This is a genomic window from Chryseobacterium scophthalmum, from assembly GCF_900143185.1.
Taxonomy (GTDB): domain Bacteria; phylum Bacteroidota; class Bacteroidia; order Flavobacteriales; family Weeksellaceae; genus Chryseobacterium; species Chryseobacterium scophthalmum.
The window spans coordinates 1,143,173-1,162,325 of the sequence record NZ_FSRQ01000001.1 but is presented as its reverse complement, the minus strand read 5'-3'; the positions used below and the strand labels follow the sequence as shown (position 1 = coordinate 1,162,325).

19 protein-coding genes are annotated in these 19,153 nt (G+C 34.4%); 5 read left to right on the top strand and 14 right to left on the bottom strand.

Features of this window, described 5'->3' with window-relative positions; all coding sequences use genetic code 11:
• The first annotated feature begins 19 nt into the window (after nucleotides 1–19).
• A complete protein-coding gene (gcvP, locus tag BUR17_RS05360; protein WP_074229303.1) occupies nucleotides 20–2,878 on the top strand; it encodes an aminomethyl-transferring glycine dehydrogenase in 2,859 nt (952 codons plus the stop codon).
• Nucleotides 2,879–2,949: 71 nt separating this feature from the next.
• On the opposite strand, the gene BUR17_RS20845 is transcribed toward gcvP, so the two are convergent.
• The gene (locus BUR17_RS20845; protein WP_167594291.1) at nucleotides 2,950–3,120 is read right to left on the bottom strand and encodes a hypothetical protein; all 171 of its coding nucleotides are present in this window, start codon (nucleotides 3,118–3,120) and stop codon (nucleotides 2,950–2,952) included.
• 336 nt (nucleotides 3,121–3,456) lie between these two features.
• Here BUR17_RS20845 and BUR17_RS05350 point away from each other — a divergent pair, with 336 nt between their 5' ends.
• Nucleotides 3,457–6,459, top strand: a complete 3,003-nt coding sequence (locus BUR17_RS05350) for a LamG-like jellyroll fold domain-containing protein (RefSeq protein WP_074229301.1) — start codon at nucleotides 3,457–3,459, stop codon at nucleotides 6,457–6,459.
• Nucleotides 6,460–6,744: 285 nt separating this feature from the next.
• On the opposite strand, the gene BUR17_RS05345 is transcribed toward BUR17_RS05350, so the two are convergent.
• From BUR17_RS05345 to BUR17_RS05285, 13 genes are all read right to left on the bottom strand, one after another.
• Nucleotides 6,745–7,341, bottom strand: coding sequence for a hypothetical protein (locus BUR17_RS05345; protein WP_074229300.1), 597 nt, complete (start codon nucleotides 7,339–7,341; stop codon nucleotides 6,745–6,747).
• A gap of 64 nt (nucleotides 7,342–7,405) precedes the next feature.
• Nucleotides 7,406–8,137, bottom strand: a complete 732-nt coding sequence (gene lipB / locus BUR17_RS05340; protein ID WP_074229299.1) for a lipoyl(octanoyl) transferase LipB — start codon at nucleotides 8,135–8,137, stop codon at nucleotides 7,406–7,408.
• Nucleotides 8,138–8,169: 32 nt separating this feature from the next.
• On the bottom strand, nucleotides 8,170–8,904 hold the full coding sequence (gene trpA, locus BUR17_RS05335) for a tryptophan synthase subunit alpha (protein ID WP_074229298.1): 735 nt from the start codon (nucleotides 8,902–8,904) through the stop codon (nucleotides 8,170–8,172).
• Between the two features lie 76 nt (nucleotides 8,905–8,980).
• Nucleotides 8,981–10,168 (bottom strand): tryptophan synthase subunit beta, encoded by a 1,188-nt coding sequence (gene trpB / locus BUR17_RS05330; RefSeq protein ID WP_074229297.1) that lies wholly within the window; start codon nucleotides 10,166–10,168, stop codon nucleotides 8,981–8,983.
• Nucleotides 10,161–10,634: an OsmC family protein gene (locus BUR17_RS05325; RefSeq protein WP_074229296.1), complete on the bottom strand. Its 474-nt coding sequence runs from the start codon at nucleotides 10,632–10,634 to the stop codon at nucleotides 10,161–10,163. The genes trpB and BUR17_RS05325 overlap by 8 nt, the downstream gene beginning before the upstream one ends.
• Nucleotides 10,635–10,727: 93 nt before the next feature.
• Nucleotides 10,728–11,180, bottom strand: coding sequence for an IS200/IS605 family transposase (gene tnpA / locus BUR17_RS05320; RefSeq protein WP_074229295.1), 453 nt, complete (start codon nucleotides 11,178–11,180; stop codon nucleotides 10,728–10,730).
• Between the two features lie 53 nt (nucleotides 11,181–11,233).
• Complete coding sequence (locus BUR17_RS05315) at nucleotides 11,234–11,950, bottom strand: phosphoribosylanthranilate isomerase (protein ID WP_074229294.1); 717 nt, start codon at nucleotides 11,948–11,950, stop codon at nucleotides 11,234–11,236.
• A gap of 18 nt (nucleotides 11,951–11,968) precedes the next feature.
• Nucleotides 11,969–12,748 carry an indole-3-glycerol phosphate synthase TrpC gene (trpC, locus tag BUR17_RS05310; RefSeq protein ID WP_074229293.1) on the bottom strand — a complete coding sequence of 260 codons (780 nt, stop codon included), beginning with the start codon at nucleotides 12,746–12,748 and terminating at the stop codon, nucleotides 11,969–11,971.
• Nucleotides 12,749–12,871: 123 nt separating this feature from the next.
• The gene (locus BUR17_RS05305; protein ID WP_074229292.1) at nucleotides 12,872–13,183 is read right to left on the bottom strand and encodes a GIY-YIG nuclease family protein; all 312 of its coding nucleotides are present in this window, start codon (nucleotides 13,181–13,183) and stop codon (nucleotides 12,872–12,874) included.
• A 73-nt stretch (nucleotides 13,184–13,256) separates the two neighbouring features.
• The gene (gene trpD / locus BUR17_RS05300) at nucleotides 13,257–14,243 is read right to left on the bottom strand and encodes an anthranilate phosphoribosyltransferase (protein WP_074229291.1); all 987 of its coding nucleotides are present in this window, start codon (nucleotides 14,241–14,243) and stop codon (nucleotides 13,257–13,259) included.
• 90 nt (nucleotides 14,244–14,333) lie between these two features.
• Nucleotides 14,334–14,921 (bottom strand): anthranilate synthase component II, encoded by a 588-nt coding sequence (locus BUR17_RS05295; protein ID WP_074229290.1) that lies wholly within the window; start codon nucleotides 14,919–14,921, stop codon nucleotides 14,334–14,336.
• 246 nt (nucleotides 14,922–15,167) lie between these two features.
• Nucleotides 15,168–16,586: an anthranilate synthase component I family protein gene (locus tag BUR17_RS05290; RefSeq protein ID WP_074229289.1), complete on the bottom strand. Its 1,419-nt coding sequence runs from the start codon at nucleotides 16,584–16,586 to the stop codon at nucleotides 15,168–15,170.
• Nucleotides 16,587–16,813: 227 nt separating this feature from the next.
• Complete coding sequence (locus BUR17_RS05285) at nucleotides 16,814–17,461, bottom strand: hypothetical protein (RefSeq protein WP_074230236.1); 648 nt, start codon at nucleotides 17,459–17,461, stop codon at nucleotides 16,814–16,816.
• Nucleotides 17,462–17,651: 190 nt separating this feature from the next.
• On the opposite strand from BUR17_RS05285, the gene BUR17_RS05280 reads away from it, so the two are divergent.
• From BUR17_RS05280 to rlmF, 3 genes are read left to right on the top strand one after another with little or no spacing between them, the layout of a single operon-like run.
• Complete coding sequence (locus BUR17_RS05280) at nucleotides 17,652–17,852, top strand: hypothetical protein (RefSeq protein WP_074229288.1); 201 nt, start codon at nucleotides 17,652–17,654, stop codon at nucleotides 17,850–17,852.
• Complete coding sequence (locus BUR17_RS05275; RefSeq protein ID WP_074229287.1) at nucleotides 17,852–18,220, top strand: c-type cytochrome; 369 nt, start codon at nucleotides 17,852–17,854, stop codon at nucleotides 18,218–18,220. Before BUR17_RS05280 ends, BUR17_RS05275 begins: the two co-directional genes overlap by 1 nt.
• Nucleotides 18,221–19,147, top strand: coding sequence for a 23S rRNA (adenine(1618)-N(6))-methyltransferase RlmF (gene rlmF, locus BUR17_RS05270; RefSeq protein WP_074229286.1), 927 nt, complete (start codon nucleotides 18,221–18,223; stop codon nucleotides 19,145–19,147).
• Nucleotides 19,148–19,153 lie beyond the last annotated feature (6 nt).

The window sequence follows — 19,153 nt, the reverse complement described above, 5'->3', positions numbered from 1 at the left end:
ACAAAATCTAATATAAAAAATGAATACAGAACAGTTTGTGAGCCGTCACATCTCCGTAAACGAAGCCGATAAACAGGCAATGTTGGAAAAAGTTGGCGTTTCAAGTATCGAAGAGTTAATTTCTCAAACCATTCCATCATCAATCCGTTTAGAAAATGATCTGAATATTTCTGAGCCACTTTCAGAGTATCAAATGCTGAATCATTCGAAAGAATTGGCATCGAAGAACACGGATTATACAAGCTATATTGGGTTTGGATACCACAATACCTTATTGCCATCGGCAATTCAGAGAAATATCTTTGAAAATCCAAGTTGGTATACAGCTTACACGCCTTACCAAGCGGAAATTGCACAGGGAAGATTAGAAGCTTTGCTTAATTATCAAACTGTTGTATGCGATTTGACAGGTTTTGCTTTGGCAAACGCATCTTTGTTGGACGAATCTACGGCAGCTGCAGAAGCAATGCATATGTTCTTTAACAACAGAACGAAAGATCAGAAAAAAGCGGGAGCAAACAAGTTCTTTATCTCTGATTTGGTTTTGCCTCAAACCGTTTCTGTTTTAAGAACAAAAGCTGAAGGTTTAGCAATCGAAATCGTAGTAGGTGATCACAAAACGCATCAGTTCGACGAATCTTATTACGGAGTTTTACTTCAGTATCCTGGTAAAAACGGAATCGTTTTAGACTATACAGAAGATATCGTTGAGTACAAAAAATTAGATTTACAGGTTGTTGTTGCTTGTGATCCTATGGCTTTGGTGAAATTAAAATCTCCTGCATCAATGGGCGCTGACTGTGCGGTTGGTACTTCGCAGAGATTCGGTATTCCATTAGGTTATGGTGGTCCTCACGCAGCATTTTTCTCTTGTAGAGAAGATTACAAAAGAGATATTCCTGGAAGAATTATCGGGGTTTCTCAGGATATGTACGGAAAACGTGCATTGAGAATGGCTTTGCAAACAAGAGAGCAACATATTAAAAGAGAAAGAGCAACTTCAAATATTTGTACAGCTCAGGTTCTTTTGGCAGTAATGGCAGGAATGTACGCTGTTTATCACGGTCCTAAAGGATTAAATTATATCGCTGATCAGATCCACTTTAAAGCTAATGCGTTGAAAGGCGGATTGAAAGCTTTAGGATATGAAATCGCAGAAGAGCCAATCTTCGACACTGTGAAAATCGTAATGGCTGAAGATGAAAAAGCAAGACTAAACAGATTGATGCTTGATCATAATTTAAACCTTAACTATTTCACAGAAGGAGTTGTAAGTGTTGCAATCAACGAAAGTACTACGTTAGAAAAACTAAATGTTTTGATGGCTTCTTTCGCTCAGTTTAAAGATAAGCAGACTTTCAAATTAGAAATAAAAGAAGGATACAGCATTCCTGAAGAAAATCTTAGAAAAGATGAGATTCTTACGGAAGAAGTATTCAACAAATACCATACAGAGACAGAATTGATGCGTTACATCAAGCGTCTTGAAAGAAAAGATCTATCATTAACTCACTCAATGATTTCTCTTGGTTCTTGTACAATGAAGCTGAATGCTGCGACTCAGATGTTGCCACTTTCATGGGCAGATTGGGGAAGTGTTCACCCATTTGTACCGGTAAATCAGGCAGGAGGTTATCAGGAAATGATCAAAGAATTAGAGAAAGATCTTTCTGAAATCACAGGTTTTGCAGGAACTTCTCTTCAGCCAAACTCTGGAGCTCAAGGTGAATATGCAGGTTTGATGGTGATTAGAGAATATCACATCTCAAGAGGTGAAGGTCACAGAAATGTGGTGTTGATTCCTCAGTCTGCGCACGGAACAAACCCGGCTTCTGCAGCAATGGCAGGAATGAAAATTGTTGTTGTTAAAAATCTTGAAAGCGGAGAAATTGATTTCGAAGACTTCAAAGCTAAAACAGAACAACACTCAGAAAACCTTTCTTGTGTGATGATCACGTATCCGTCAACTTACGGATTCTTTGATGCAAATATTAAAGAAATTACTCAACTGGTTCACGATCATGGTGGACAAGTTTATATGGACGGTGCCAATATGAATGCTCAGGTTGGATATACAAGTCCAGGAAACATCGGAGCAGATGTTTGTCACTTAAATCTTCACAAAACTTTCGCTATTCCTCACGGAGGTGGAGGTCCTGGAGTTGGTCCAATCTGTGTGGCTAAACACTTAGTTCCTTTCTTGCCTACGAATGCGAACATTAATGTTGGATCTAATGAAGCCATTGCAGGAATTTCTGCAGCACCTTATGGTTCAGGATTAATTTTAAATATTTCTTACGCTTACATCAAAATGTTGGGAACTTCAGGTTTGAAAAAAGCAACGGAGCACGCAATTTTAAATGCAAACTATTTAAAAGAAATCTTAGCAGAGCATTTCCCTATTTTATATTCAAATACTGAAGGTAGAGTAGCGCACGAATGTATAGTAGATTTCCGTCAGTTCAAATCTTTAGGAATTGAAGTGGCTGATGTTGCGAAAAGATTGATGGATTATGGTTTCCATGCTCCAACAGTTTCTTTCCCGGTTGCAGGAACTTTAATGATTGAGCCTACAGAATCTGAAAGCAAATCTGAAATTGATCGTTTTGCTGAAGCTCTTATCGCTATCAAACATGAAATCGATGAGATTGCAAATGGAGAAGCTGACCAAGCAAACAACGTATTGAAAAATGCTCCTCACACTGAGCAATTGGTGATTTCTGATTCTTGGGATAAACCATACAGCAGAGAGAAAGCAGCTTATCCACTAGAGTGGGTAAGAGATCACAAATTCTTTGCTTCGGTTTCCAGAGTTGATGAAGCTTACGGAGACAGAAACTTAGTTTGTACGTGTGAGCCGATTGAAGCTTATATGTAATTAAACGTTTTTTAGATATAATAAATCCCTTTCAGTGATGAGAGGGATTTTTTTTAATTCACATTTAAAAATTACCTTTTTTTGGAGGTAAAGACAATCAACATAGCAATTCCTCCAAAAATAAATGTAACAATCGAAACTGTTTTGATAGAAATGTCACTTTTTGTAGTGTATTCTTTTCCACATGAATATAGAAAGAATGCCGTCATCAAAAGATAAGTAAAGAGTAATTTTTTATTCATAAGCGTTTGTTTGTTTTTATGTGTATTAAATAATTTTTGCAACAAAAAGTTACGAATAATTTAAATATTATTCTAATTTTTCATTATTCTTTACATAGTTGTTTGGATTGAGTAATACTTTTCGTAATTCAAAGAATTATTTCTTTTACGGATAGAATTTTCCGGTTGTGCCTTTGTAGCTGCGATAAAGCTTTTATGTATTATGTTGTCTTATTAATAGGAGACAATTCTAAAATTTTGAGTCAATTAATTGATTTGTAATACATCCACAGGATGGGGCAGGATGCTCATATTTCTGTTTCTGGGTAGATTGGTTTATCCAAAAAATTAATATTTATGAAAAACAAATCTTTACTCATTAAGCAGACTTTTACCTCCTTATTGCTTTGCGGAATTACATTCTCTACTGCAGATTTGAATGCTCAAACATTAGCATTTCCGGAAGCTACTGGTTTTGGTAGATTTACCACCGGAGCAAGAGGAGCTGCCAATCCTCAAATTTATTTGGTGACCAATTTAAATGACAGCGGTCCAGGTTCGTTTCGTGATGCGGTAAGCCAGCCGGGTCGTTTTGTTATTTTTAAAGTGGGCGGAATTGTTAATCTACAATCCGTGGTTGCTGTAGCAAGTAATACCACGATTGCCGGACAAACTGCTCCCGGAGAAGGAATTTTATTTTTAGGACCGAGAGTTTCATTTTCTGGGTCGAATAATACGATTGCCCGATATTTTCGTGTTCGTTATGGAGGAACTTCCCAAAATCAGGATGCATCAGGAATTGCAAACGGAGCGAATATTATTTTAGATCACATGACCTTTACTTGGGGAACAGATGAGGTTTTCTCTGTTAACTGGGACAACAATGGCACCGCTCCCGATAATATAACCATTCAAAATTCTATTATCGGACAGGGATTGCATCGTCATAATCATTCTGCGGGAGGATTAATGCAACCTCCTCCAGGCGGAAAAATCAGCTTAATTGGAAATTTATATATCTGTAATAAAACCCGAAATAATAAAATAAAAGGAATCAATGAATTTGTCAATAATGTGGTGTACAATTGGGGGAATTATGGAAATACTTATGGACATACCCAATCAGGAGAAGCTTACATTATGGGCGGGGATTCTGCAGGAGCATCCTATGCAAACATCATCAACAACTATTTTATTGGAGGTCCCAATACAAGTTCTACCGTTTCTACACCTTTCAGTGTAGGAAATGCCAATTTTAATTTATATGGTTCCGGAAATTATTTTGATAATAATAAAAATGGAGTTCTGGACGGAACTTTAGTTCCTCAGAATTTAACAGGATATCCTGTCGGAGATATCAACGCTATTCAGGCAACTTCGTATGATTATCCGATGAAAAATCCGACCTTGACTGCACAAGGAGCTTTTGATAATATTGTTTCAAAAGTAGGAGCATCTTATCCGAGACGTGACCAGGTCGATCAGTTGATGATCTCAGATCTGATGTCAAAAGGTACAACTGCTACTTATGTTTATGTACAAAGCGATCTAACCACACAATTTGGTTTTACAAATGGTGGAGCAGGGCACGTTTATGGCGCTCCAGCTCCTTTAGACACCGATAATGACGGAATGCCGGATGCGTGGGAAACTGCAAACGGACTGAATCCAAATGTTTTTGATGCTTTGGCAGTAAGCACAACACACGCTCCGTATCTTAATATTGAAGTTTACATTAACGGTCTACATAACACGGTTGCCCCGGATTTTATTATTCCGCCATCCAATTTAAATTTCACAAATCCAATGACAGCGGGAACTCCGGCTGCAAGTTCATTAACGGTTAATTGGAACGATAACGCAACCAATGAAACGAATTATGTATTAGAACGTTCTACAAACGGAACTGCATTTACAGTCATTGCAACATTACCTGCGAATACAACAACTTATAATGAAACGGGTTTAATGCCCAATACCCAATATTATTACAGAGTGAAAGCGGTGAATGCTACAGAATCTTCAGTGTATACTTCAAACACTTCTGTCACTACACCGCCTGTTCCGTCAGCTCCTACAAAAGCAGCTACTCCGAATCCTGCAAATGGTTTTAATGATGTCCAATTAAACAATGGAAATTTACTTTTAAAATGGACAGGAAGTACCAACACCACGACATACACCGTTTATTTTGGAACAAATCCACAGAATTTAAGCAATGTAGCTACCGTTCCTTATTCAGCTGCGCCATCATATCAACTAAGTAATTTAAATACAGCAACAAATTATTATTGGAGAATTGATTCGTCTAATACATTGGGTTCTGTAACAGGCGATGTTTGGAATTTCCGTGCATTGACACCGAGTCTTGTCGGAAACTGGCCATTTTCAGAAGCTCCTTTGTCGGGTGAACAGATTTCAGATTTAACTTCTTATGCGAATCACGGAACATTAAACGTGGTGTATGATAATGCCAATGTGAGAGTTTCCGGAAAAGAAAATTACGCATTAGATCTGGCTACTTCACCCAATACGCCATACATAGCGAGTATTCCACATCAGGATCAGATTTTATTTAATACAAATTCTTTCACGGTTTCTTACTGGATGAAAGCTCCGACAAGCATGATTCCATCGTCTTCGGCGACAAGTCTTTATGTATTGTGTAAAGGTTCGTTTACCAAAAATACAGCGACAGGAGCAACAGGAAAACGTTTTAATGTAGAAATAAAAGGCGGTCAGCTACGATATGCAATTGATGATGATGTTACGAAGAAAGAAATCACTTCCCCAATTGCCAATTATTTTACCAACAACTGGGTGCATGTTGTGATACAGAGAGATATTACAGCGCATAAAATGAGAATTTACACCAATGGGGTTTTAAGTGCTGAAGGTGATGAAACCGCAGTTACAGGAATTGGTGAAGCAAGTGATCTGATTATCGGAAATATTGGTGAACTGGAATTTTTATCAACAACCAATGCTCCGGCTCCTTACAAAGGTGCATTTGACGAACTCAAAATGTACAACTATGCATTGTCTCCAACGGAAATATCTGCTTTATACAATCAGGCGGTGTTGAGAAATGCGGAATTCAGTATCAGCAAAAATGTGGGAACGGTATATCCGAATCCTGTAAAAGATCAGATTTTCATTAAGCTTCCTGAATATAAAAAATCTAGCTTAACTGCTACCATTTTAGATATGACAGGAAAAGTAATCGTTAAAGAGAAAATAAACGCTAAAGAAAACGGAGTATTTAATCTAAATATTGCCGGGAAAAAAGTATCAGGAAATTATATATTGAATGTTTCAGGAGAGGAATTGAATAGCAATTTTAAAATTATTGTTCAGTAAAATTTAGAGCACATTTAGTTTAATTCATATTTTATAAAAAATCCTTTCAATTTTTTGAAAGGATTTTTGTTTATGAATATTTAAAGCATTTTTGCCATTAAGAAGTTGATTGGTTTACTTAAAAAAAATTATGCTTATCCGTTTTTACTAATAATCTGAGTTCGATTCTTACATTTTAACAAAATATCAATAGGAAGAGACTATCTCACTTTTGAGACAGCCTCATTGTGTTTATTTATAATAATTGTTGATGCTCAAATTATAAATTGTTGTAGAATTTTTCCATCAAATTTTGGCTGACCGGATTTCGTTCAACATTTCAAGAAATTTTTTAAGAACAACTTTATTAATTGTTTTATCAGTGCATTTTTCCAGATAGTATTCCGGAGCATAGTATCCGTAAGAATTTTGTTTATTGTTTTGAATAAACCAGATTTTATATCCTATAGAATCAGAAATCATACATGATGGAGGAGCAATAGATTTATCTTTTTGCTTAATTTTAAAATCATTCTGACTATATTTCTGAAAATCAGTAATCTTTTTTGAATTGATAATTTCAAATAGTTTATCTTTAGTATTTTCTGAAACTGATATTTCCCTGATTGATTTTTTTAAATCAGGGTTTTTGATGTAAGGCTTTGGAGATTCTTCTTTATAAATTTTTAAATCTCCATTGTTCTTGAAAATATAATAGATGTTTCTGTCAAATGCAGTCCAGCCTCCGTTGTAATTTATAATAATGGCTAAATCATTTTTATCTACAACTACCGGCAAAACAAGATTATTATCGACTTTTGATTTTAAAATAAGTTTCGGAATGTCCTGAGCTTTTAAAGAAACCAAGATCATTAGCATTAAAAAAATATATGTTTTTTTCATACTTGTATTATTGATGCTAATAGTCTCAGCATTCTGTGTTTAATTCATCAGTAATTTATAAAAATTATACTTTTACCACCAATTCCGCCTCAAAAACATCCGCAAAATGCTTTCTGATTTTGGCTTTAATATCTTCCATTTCTTCGAGAGTAAGCTCTCTTTCCAATTCTCTTTTCAAAGAAGTTACCTGTTTGTCTTTTATACCGCAAGGAATGATGTATTCAAAATAACGCATATCGGTATTGATGTTTAAGGCAAAACCATGAAGGGTAACCCAACGTGAAGCTTTTACACCCATCGCACATATTTTTCTTGCGTAAGGTTTTCCTACATCTAGCCAAACTCCGGTTTCTCCGGGAGAACGCTCGCCTTTCAATCCGTATTCGGCAATAGTTCTGATGATGACCTCTTCAAGATTCCTCATGTATTTGTGAATGTCTGTGAAGAAATTTTCAAGATCTAAAACCGGATAACCCACGATTTGTCCGTAACCGTGATAGGTAATGTCACCGCCACGATTAACTTTTACAAAAGTGGCATCAATTTCTTTCAGTTTATCGATCCCGGCAAGCATATTTTCTTCATGACCGCTTTTACCGAGTGTATAAACGTGAGGATGCTCTACCAAAAGAAAATGATTGGGCGTGGTAAGATGTTGTTCAGCAGGGAGATCCCTGTTTTTAACTTTAATATCAATAATATCTTTCATCAGTTTTTCCTGATAATCCCAAGAAGGTTGATATTCTTTGATGCCTAAATCTTCAAATTCTACGACTTTATTCTGATGTGTATTCATTCTTTAATTTGATGAAACAAATTTAGTGATTTTTACGCTCTTATGGAATGGATGAAATCTATGGCTTTGGTCTTCCAATCTCTATTTTGCAGAAGGATGTTGACGAAAGCAGTACCAATGATCCCGCCGTCTGCTTTTTGGGTAACGTTTTCAAAATCTTCTTTAGATTTAATTCCAAAACCTATCATTACAGGATTTTTGAGTGGGAGAGTGGCAAGCTTGGAAAGATATTCTTCATTTTTTAGAACAGTATTATCATTTCCTGTTGTGGATGAAGAACTTACCGCATACAAAAAACCTGAACTTAAAGAATCCAAATATAAAATTCTTTCATCTGACGTTTCGGGAGTTACCAAAAACGTAAAATTTAAATTATATTTTTCTAAAATTTGCTGGTAATTTTTTTCAAATTCAATCGGCGGTAAATCAGGAATAATTAAACCTGAAACTCCACTTTCAGAACATTCTCTGCAAAAATTTTCAAACCCAAAACTTAAAACCGGATTGATGTATCCCATTAATATAATTGGAATTCTGATCTCGTTTTTAATAGATCTCAGTTGAGAAAGTAACGTTGAAATTGTCATTCCGTTATTTAAAGCCAGTTCGTGCGCTTTTTGAATGACAGGACCATCAGCAACAGGGTCGGAATATGGCATCCCGATTTCCATCATATCAGCTCCGGAATCCTGAATAAGTTTTATAATTTCAGCGGTATCTTCCAGTTGTGGAATTCCTGCTGTGAAGTAGATGTTTAGTTTTTTCATAATAGAGTTGTATTAATGTATCATGTAAAATGTATTTATGTACTTAAAATCATTTTACATTAATACTTTTTACATTTTACAAGTTCTTTAAGTAAGTTTCCATATCCTTATCACCACGACCAGAAAGACAAATCACGACAATATCATTTTCGTTAAATTTCTTTTTATCTAAAACGGCCAAAGCATGAGCGCTTTCCAAAGCAGGGATAATTCCTTCCAGTTTGGTCAGTTCAAAAGCAGATTGCAAAGCTTCATCATCATTAATGCTGAAAAATTCTGCTCTGTTTTCTTTAAATAAATGCGCATGAAAAGGTCCGATTCCGGGGTAATCTAAACCTGCAGAAATAGAGTGTGGTTCGATAACCTGTCCGTCTTTTGTCTGCATCACCAAGCTTTTACTTCCATGTAAAACGCCTAAAGTTCCCAGAAAAGTGGTCGCAGCCGATTTCCCTGAATCCACTCCAAAACCTCCGGCTTCTGCAGCAATAATTTTTACATTTTCTTCCTCTACAAAATGATAGAAAGTTCCTGCAGCATTGCTTCCGCCACCAACACAAGCGATGACATAATCAGGAGTTGAACGACCGATGTGCTCGTGAAGCTGTTCCTTAATTTCTTTTGAAATCACAGATTGAAATCTCGCCACCAAATCGGGAAACGGATGCGGCCCAACCACACTTCCGATAACGTAATGAGTTGTCGTTGAGTTGTTAATCCAGTCTCTTAACGCTTCATTTACTGCATCTTTCAAAGTTTTTGAACCGGAAGTAGCAGGAACGACGGTTGCTCCAAGCATTTTCATTCTCGCAACATTCGGAGCCTGTCTTGCAATGTCGATTTCGCCCATGTAAACGATGCATTCCAAACCGAGAAGTGCACAAGCTGTTGCTGTTGCAACTCCGTGTTGTCCGGCTCCTGTTTCGGCAATGATTCTATGTTTCCCCAAACGTTTTGCCAATAAAACCTGCCCCAAAGCATTGTTGATTTTATGCGCTCCGGTATGATTAAGGTCTTCTCTTTTTAAATAAATCTGAGTCTTGTATTTTTCGCTTAAATTTTTCGCAAAATACAATGGAGTAGCGCGACCTACATAGTTTTTCAACAAATCCTGATATTCATTTTGAAAATCTTCAGATTCTATAATTTCAAGATAACTTTTTTGCAGTTCTTCTACATTCGGATAGAGCATTTCAGGGATAAAAGCGCCTCCAAATTCTCCGTAATAGCCTTGTTCGTCTGGATTTTTATAATTTGTTTTAATCATTTTTATAATTGATTTCAGGTTGATGTTTTACTTCAAAATTCAATGAATTGGCAATAAAACAATATTCATTTGCTTTCTGATGAAGTTCGATTGCTTTTTCGACCATTTCTTTTTCGGCAACCAAAATTTTTGGTTTTAAGATAATTTGTGTGAACTTTCCACTGCCGTTTTCGCTTTCTATCATTGTTCCTTCTGCAAAATCTTCATATTCTAAAACCAAAATTTTATTGACCGAACAAAAATGCAAATACCACAAAAGATGGCACGAAGAAACGGAAGCCAACAACAAATCTTCAGGATTATGAAGGTTTGGATTGCCTAAAAATGCAGGGTCTGAAGAACCTTTTATTTCAGCTTTTCCATCCACCGATATGGTATAACTTCTTTCATAAGAACGGTGATTTTTCGTGGATTCACCGGTATTTCCCGTCCATTTTATTTTTGATTTGTATTGATGGTTTTTCATATGAAATATTTTAAGTTTAAAAGAGTTCCGAAGGGACGATTTAACAGAGCATAGGAATTTATTCCTATGAATTTAACAATTGTTTAAATAACATTAATCCCAAATATATTTTTCATCATAATCTATTTTATATTTTTTATAATAATTAATCATCTCATTTTTGAAATCAAATTCTTTATGATGCTCTCTTTGGTTTTTAATATATTCAGAAACTGGAAAAATTTTATTAGGACTCACTGGAAAAGCTCCATAACCTTCCTGCCAAAAGAAATCTTCATATTTTTTTCCTTTCGTCTTTATCCATTTTGATGAAATTGCTTTTATTTCCTGAACCAATTTCATCAAAGCAATTTTCCTCGACAACAGACAGAGAATATGGATGTGATTGTCTGTTCCTCCTATTTGCAATGCTGTGCTTTCAAAATCTTTACATAATGTAGCAATATATGAGAACAATTCTTTTTCTATGCTTTCATCAATAAAATCATTTCTGTGTTTTGTGCTGAAAATGATATGGACGTAGTTTTTGACTAAGGATTGTGACATTTCTTTGTGTTTTTTATCTGTTTTTTGTTGATAGGATTGCGTCCTATCCTTTGTTAAGTCGTCCCTTTGGGACTTTTAAATTTATTTACAAATTCCTTTATTTTTTTTAAATCTTTAATTCCAGGCTCTATTTCAAATTTTGAGTTGATGTCTAAAGCAAATGGTTGTTGGTTGATGGTTTTGAGTTGATGGAAGTTTTCCAAAGAAATTCCGCCACTTAAAAAATAGGGAAGAGGGATTTCGATATCGTTGAGAATATTCCAATCAAATGATTTTCCTGTTCCGCCAAATGCTTTTGAATCGGTATCAAATAAGAGATAGTTGATGATTGTTGGTTGTTGGTTGTCAGTCTGAGCGGAGTCGAAGATTTTTTGTGTCTGAAATCTGAAATCTGAAATCTGATTTCCAACTCTAATCACTTTTATAATCTTAATTTCAGGATTTAATTTTTTTCTCAATTCCAAAATAAAATCTTCACTTTCATCGCCGTGAAGCTGAATAAAATTTAAATCTGCTTTTTCAGCAATTTCTATTATTTTATCTGTATTTTCATTGACAAAAACCCCAACTTTTCCTTGATGATCTATTTCTGATATTTCATCTAAATTTAAATGATTCAGAACATATCTCGGTGATTTTTCGTAGAAAATAAAACCTATAAAATCAATTTTTAATGCCACTAATTCAAGAATTTGACCAACATGAGTCAGTCCGCAAACTTTAAGTTTTGGTTGAGGATTTTCTGTTGATGGTTGTTGGCTTTCACTCATTGCTAAATTGGTAAACTGTTATATTTTTACATTAGAAACAAATTCAGAGAATTTATTTCCGGGATTTTCATTTTTCATAAAATATTCACCCATCAAAAAACCGTTGAATCCTTTTTCTTTTAAATATTTAAAATCATCTTCATTATAAATTCCGCTTTCTGCAACAGATAAAATATTTTCAGGAAGCTGATTTTTTAGATTGACAGAATGTTGTAAATCAACTTTAAAATCTTTTAAATTTCTGTTGTTGATGCCTACAAAATCAATGCTTTTATTAATATGTTCCAATTCTTCTTCTGTATGAATTTCCAATAAAACTTCTAATCCTAATTTATGAGAAAGTTCTGTAAATTCCTGAACCTGAGTTGTCGAAAGACAAGCTGCAATCAATAAAATTATATCTGCACCGATTGATTTTGCTTCATAAAACTGATAGTCGTCAACCATAAAATCTTTTCGCAGAATCGGAATTTGGATATGATCTCTTACACTCAAAATATCGTCAAAACTTCCGCCAAAAAAATCTTTATCAGTAAGAATAGAAATTCCGCTTGCCCCAAATTTTTCATAAGCGGAAGCCACTTCTAAAGGCGAAATTTCATTATTTATAATCCCTTTTGAAGGCGATTGTCTTTTAAACTCAGCAATAATTCCTGATTTTGATTCTAAAGTTTCTTTCAGAGAAAAAGTTTTTCTTCCGAAAAATTCTGAATCTTTCAATTGCTGCAAAGAAATTTTAGATTTTGAATCTTCTATTTCCTGTTTTTTTCTTGCAATGATTTTATCTAAGATGTTCATTTTTATAGTATTGATTATTTTTTGTCTTTGTCATTCAGAACGAAACGAAGTGTAGTGAAGAATCTAAAAAAGATTTCTCACTTTGTTCGAAATGACATTATACTAACATTTTCATTGAAAGATCTATTCAATTTTATCATTCCAAAAATCCCAATTCGGATTAATACTTTTGATCAGATTTTCTTTTTTCATTCTTGAATAGCCTTTGATTTGTTTTTCTCTCGCAATTGCTTGTTCTACATCTTGAAAATGTTCATAATAAACAAGATTAAAACATTTATACTTTGTTGTAAAATGAAGTTTATCTTCTGTTGTTGGATTTTTATGATGATACATTCTCATTTTTAAATCATTTGTTATACCTACATAAAGAACAGTTTTATTATAATTTGTTAATATGTAAACATAATAATTATGCGTTCCTAATATTTTCATCAGATTGTGTTTTAGTTTAGATTCTTCACTTCACTACGTTTCGTTCTGAATGACAAATGCAAAATTTCATCATTTAATCCAATAACAATTCAAGACTTTTTAATGCCTTTCCGCTTTCCAAGCTTTCCTTAGCAGTTAAAAGACAGTCTTTGTAGGTTCCATATTTCTGGGTGTGATACAAAGCAACCGCTGCATTGACTAAAACCACAGCATTTTGCGAATCTGTACCTTTTCCTTCTAATATATTTTTGAAAATTTTTGCCGTTTCTTCAATAGTTTTTCCAGCTTCGATGTTTTCAGAATCAACAGGTTTGAAACCTAAATCTTCTGCCGAATAAATATTTTCACCACTTTTTGTAATGATCTTACTGTCTTGAGTAAGGCTGATTTCGTCATATCCATCCATTCCGTGAACTAAAACAAAATCCTGATTTTCTTTCTGAAGCAGATATTGATATATTCTTGCAATCTCCAGATTGTAAACTCCAATCACAGAAAACTGCGGTTTTGCAGGATTTACCAACGGACCCAGTAAATTAAAAAATGTACGTAAGCCTAAAGATTTTCGCAAAGCTCCGACAGATTGCAATGCCGGATGAAAATAGGGAGCGTGAAGAAAACAGATATTTGCTTTTTCTAAATCCTGATTAAGCTCGTCTGATGTTTTTTTGAATTGATAACCTAAAGCCTCTAAAACATTGGATGAACCTGTAACCGTTGATGCGCCATAGTTTCCGTGTTTGGTTACTTTTTGTCCGGCTCCTGCAACAACAAAACTTGCTAAAGTAGAAATGTTGATGGTGTTTTTTCCGTCACCACCGGTTCCCACAATGTCGATGCTGTCGTTAGTATTCAAATTAACCGGAACCGCCATTTGAAGAAGTGCTTCTCGAAAACCTTTCAATTCTTCTAAGGTAATATTTCGCATTAGAAAAATACTGATAAAGGAAGTGACTTCAGTAGCGTTAAATTTATTTTGAGCAATCTCAATCATAATAGCTTTTGCCTGCGATTTTGACAAAGTGTGATGATTGAAGAGGTATTCTAATATTTCTTTCATAATAGTAAATGGTTGCTGGTTGTTAGTGATTGGTTGTTAGTTTTAAAGTATTTTTAGAATAATTTTCTATCAACTATCACCTAAAATCTATTAACCAATTAAAAAATTTCTAATAATGGTTTTTCCATCGGGGGTTAGAATGCTTTCAGGGTGATATTGAACACCATGAACATCAAATGTTTTGTGTTTCAAACTCATAATCATTCCTTTGCTGTCTGTACTGGTAATTTCCAATTCGTCAGGGAAATTTTCTGGATTTACTGCCCAACTGTGATATCGCCCGACTTCTAAAGTTGAAGGTAAATCATTGAAAATTTTATGATTACTTATTTGAATAGCTTCTGTCGCCACACCATGAAAAATCTCTGTAAGATTGATTAAGCTTCCACCAAAAGCTTCAGCAATTGCCTGTTGACCAAGGCAGACTCCTAAAATACTTTTTGTTGGAGCGTATTTTTTGATTACATCTAATAAAATTCCTGCTTCTTCGGGAATTCCGGGTCCTGGAGAAAGAATGATTTTATCATACTTCTCAATTTCTTCTAACGAAATCTCATCATTTCGGTAAACATCAACTTTTTGATTCAGAATTTGCTCAATCATTTGAACAAGGTTGTAGGTAAAGCTGTCGTAGTTATCGAATACGAGGGTTTTAGTTGATGGGTTTATATTTGTCATCTTTTCTATATTTTTTAATTGGATTTTATCCAATTCTATGTTAAATCGTCCTTTCAGGACTCATTATTATCTGTTTTTGATATTTTTTCTCACCTCGATTTTCAAGTTATGGCGAAATTGCGACCCGGCTTGAGCGGAAATCCTTTTTGTTATTGCGATTGCTGAAAAATTATAAAGATTGCTTCACTTTGTTCGCAATGACAAAAAGATTGGGAGCGGAAGACGGAATTTGTCGCCATAAAAGACTTAAACTAATCTCTCCGCTTTTTCAACAGCTTTTTTCAAAGCATTTAGTTTATTGTTAACCTCTTCCAATTCATTTTGAGGGATTGATTTTGCAACCAAACCAGCTCCTGCCTGATAAAATAATGTGTTGTTCTTGCTTAAAAATGTTCGAATCATAATTGCCTGATTGCAATCGCCATTCAAACCAATCATTCCGATGCAACCGCCGTAATAACCACGCGAATCTTTCTCGTATTCATTAATAAGCTGAAGGGCTTTGTATTTTGGTGCTCCGCTTAAAGTTCCCTGTGGGAAAGTATCTGAAACAATGTCAAAAGGATTGGTATTTCCTTCCAACTCAGCAGTAACTTCACTTACCATGTGAATAACGTGAGAGAAAAGCTGAATTTCTTTTAGCTTAGTTACAGTCACATTTTTTCCTTTTTTTCCTAAGTCGTTTCGGGCTAAATCTACCAACATTGTATGTTCAGCATTTTCTTTTGGGTCTTTTTTTAGGGCTTCTGCAGATTGTAAATCGGTTTCAAAATCGCCGCTTCTTTTAAAAGTTCCTGCAATAGGGTGAATGATGGCTTTGTTGTTTTTGATAATTAGTTGACTTTCAGGGCTTGAACCAAATAATTTGTAATTTCCGTAATCGAAAAAGAATAGATAAGGCGATGGATTGATATTTCTCAAAGCACGATAAACATTAAACTCGTCACCTTTAAATTTCTGCTCAAACCTTCTGCTCAAAACCAATTGAAACACATCGCCTCTTTTACAATGTTTCTGAGCTTTGTCTACGAGTTCCAAATATTCTTCATCAGTAAGATTTGAGGTTTCGTAGCCGTCTTTTTCGAATGGATAAACAAGTGCGTTTTTATTTTTAATTAAATCCTGTAACAACAGCATTTCAGATTTTACTCCGTCGATTTGATTTTCGATAAGATGCATTTCATCATTAAAATGATTAATGGCAATCACATATTGATACAGTCTGTAACGAAGAATAGGGATTTCAACTTCTTTGCTTTGAGGTTTAAAACTGATATTTTCAAAAAGCGGAACGGCTTCAAAACTTGTGTATCCAAAAAGACTTTGCGCAGTTTCTTCTATTTTATCGTTGGTTTTTTCACAAACAAAAACTTTAGAAAAATCGTTCAGCAATTGCGTAACTTCTATGTTTTCTAACGATTTTTTCTCCGGATTTTCATTGGGGAATTTGATTTCATATTCATGAAGATTTTTTATTTCAATTCCGGCAATGGCATTTACCGCAATGAAAGAAAAGTTATTATCGATATTTTTTGCATCAGAGCTTTCAAGCAAAATGGTATCGCGAAATTTATCTCTTATCTGAAGATAGATGTTCATCGGAGTTTGCAGGTCTCCCAATGTTTTTTTTGAGGTGGTTTTTATATTGATCGTATTGCTAAACATATTTATAATTTTTTAAAATAATGAACAAAAAAAAGACTTCAACGCAATCGTCAAAGTCTCTGTATATTTTTCTATAGAATTCAAGCTGTAATTTAACAACACGACAATAGCATCAGACCCGACGAAGAGTTTGAGTGCCACCACCAATTTTTGTTGTTAGAAATAATCATGGGACAAATGTAGAAATTTTTTTATTATCAAAAACAAAAAATTCAAAAAAAGAAAATTTATTTTTCCAGAAGTTGCAATTCTTGTTTCAGCTCGGTGATTTTTGACTTAAATTGTACATCATCATACACTTTTACATAATCTTCTAATGCAAGAATATAATCTTTTATAAATTTTATATTGGTTCTGTCGGCTTCGTATTTTATTCTTGCAGAATTAATTGGGCGTTGTAATTCGTACATTCTCAAATTCTTACCTTCCTCAGATTGTTGAAAAAGAATAACGATATTTTTCTCATATCCAGGAATGAATTTTACAGGAAATTCTTTGTCGGGAACCGGAATTCTGATTGCATTTTCTAAAGGATAAATCGCCGCAGACATCGTTGAAAAAAAAGTTTCAACATATTTGCCATCCTGTTTTTTTACAATGGCTTCGTAATCATGAATGTATTGGTCGTTCAAAGTTGAGTTGGTTTCAACATCTGAAGTGATAATTGCCGTGCTTTCAACACCGTACTTATTAAGAAACCAAGCGTTCAGATACTGCCCGGCAAAGCCATTACCTATGGATAAGGGAATGATAAATATGAGTAGCCATGCTTTCCGAGTGATGATAGATAAAACTCCGAAAAATAAAATAAATATCAATACGGAATAAAAACCATGATGACTAAAGAAAAACAGGATTTTTGATATGATGACCATTTTATTAGTTTTAAAATCACCCTTAAATATAATCATTATTAATTAACAGCCTCTTTCAAAATATCATTTAAAAAAGGCAAGAACACTCTTATTATAAAACTTTATTTTTATATTTTTGTCACCGAAATTATTAAAAAGTGAAATCGCAAATTGATTTCATTTGAAAATTAGAAAAAATAAGTATTTAGATATGAAAAAGTTATTAGCAATCGCATTTATCGGAAGTATATTCGCAGTAAGCTGCTCAAAAAAAGCTGACAAATCTCTACAAGACAGTAACGTTATGCTAGAAGAGCCAGCTGCACCTACAGTAGTAGATTCTACTAAATCTACACCAGCTCCAGTAGCAGCAACACCTGCACCTGCAACAGATTCTACAGCTGCAAAATAATGAAAAAACTGTTTTTGACAGGATTGATAAGCTTATTTATTGTTTCCTGTTCTAAAAAAGAAGATTCACAAGCTTTATCAACAGATTCTACAGATATTTCGACTCCAGTAAATAACAATATTTCAGGGAAAGATTTAATTGAAGCTTCTGATTGTATGGCTTGTCATAATGCTGTGGAAAGAACGATTGGCCCATCTTATAAAGAAATTGCTGAAAAATATTCTGAAAAAGATATCGAAATCTTGGCTTCAAAAATTATTGAAGGCGGAAGCGGTGTTTGGGGAAGTGTACCTATGCAGCCCCACCCACAAGTTTCTAAAGATGACGCCAAAAAAATGGTAGAATATATTTTAAGTCAGAAAAAATAAATGACTGCCGAAAAATCAACTCTGCACCCAAGAAATCTGCACCGAAATTCTTACGATTTTGAACAGCTGATTTCTTGTGTGCCAGAATTGAAACATTATGTTTTCATCAATTCTTACGGTACGCCAACGATTAATTTCAGTATTCCTAAAGCTGTCAAACTGCTGAATAAAGCTTTATTGCAACATTTTTACGGAGTTAAAAATTGGGATATTCCAGACCAGAATCTTTGTCCGCCAATTCCTGGGCGTGCAGATTATATTCATTATCTCGCAGATTTGTTGACTGAAAATTCTGAAGAAATTCTAAAGGATTTATCCATAAAAGGTCTCGATATCGGAACCGGAGCCAATTTGGTGTACCCCTTAATTGCCCATCAATCTTACGGGTGGGAAATGTTGGGAACCGATATTAATCAGAAATCTTTGGAAAATGCTCAGAAGATTTTAGATGATAATCCTGATTTTTCATCTCATATTCAGTTGAAATTTCAACCGGATTCAAATTTTATATTCAAAAATATTCTTTCTCCCGAAAATCGATTCACATTCTCTATGTGTAATCCGCCTTTCCATGATTCTGAAGAATCTGCAATGAAAGGAAATCTAAGGAAGACAAAAAATCTTAAAAAATCAAAAACTCCCAAAACCAATCTTAATTTTGGAGGACAACAATTTGAGTTATGGTGCGAAGGAGGTGAATTGGCTTTTATCTCAAAAATGATTGAAGAAAGCGCTTTGTTTTCATCTCAAATTCTTTGGTTTACGTGTTTGGTTTCCAAACAGGAAAATCTTTTTAAGCTGACATCACTTTTAAACAAAGTAAAAGCTGTTGAGGTGAAAACTATTGATATGGCTCAAGGCCAGAAAATCAGCAGAATATTAGCGTGGACATTTATTCCAAAAGAAAACAGGAAAAATTGGTTTTAAGATTTT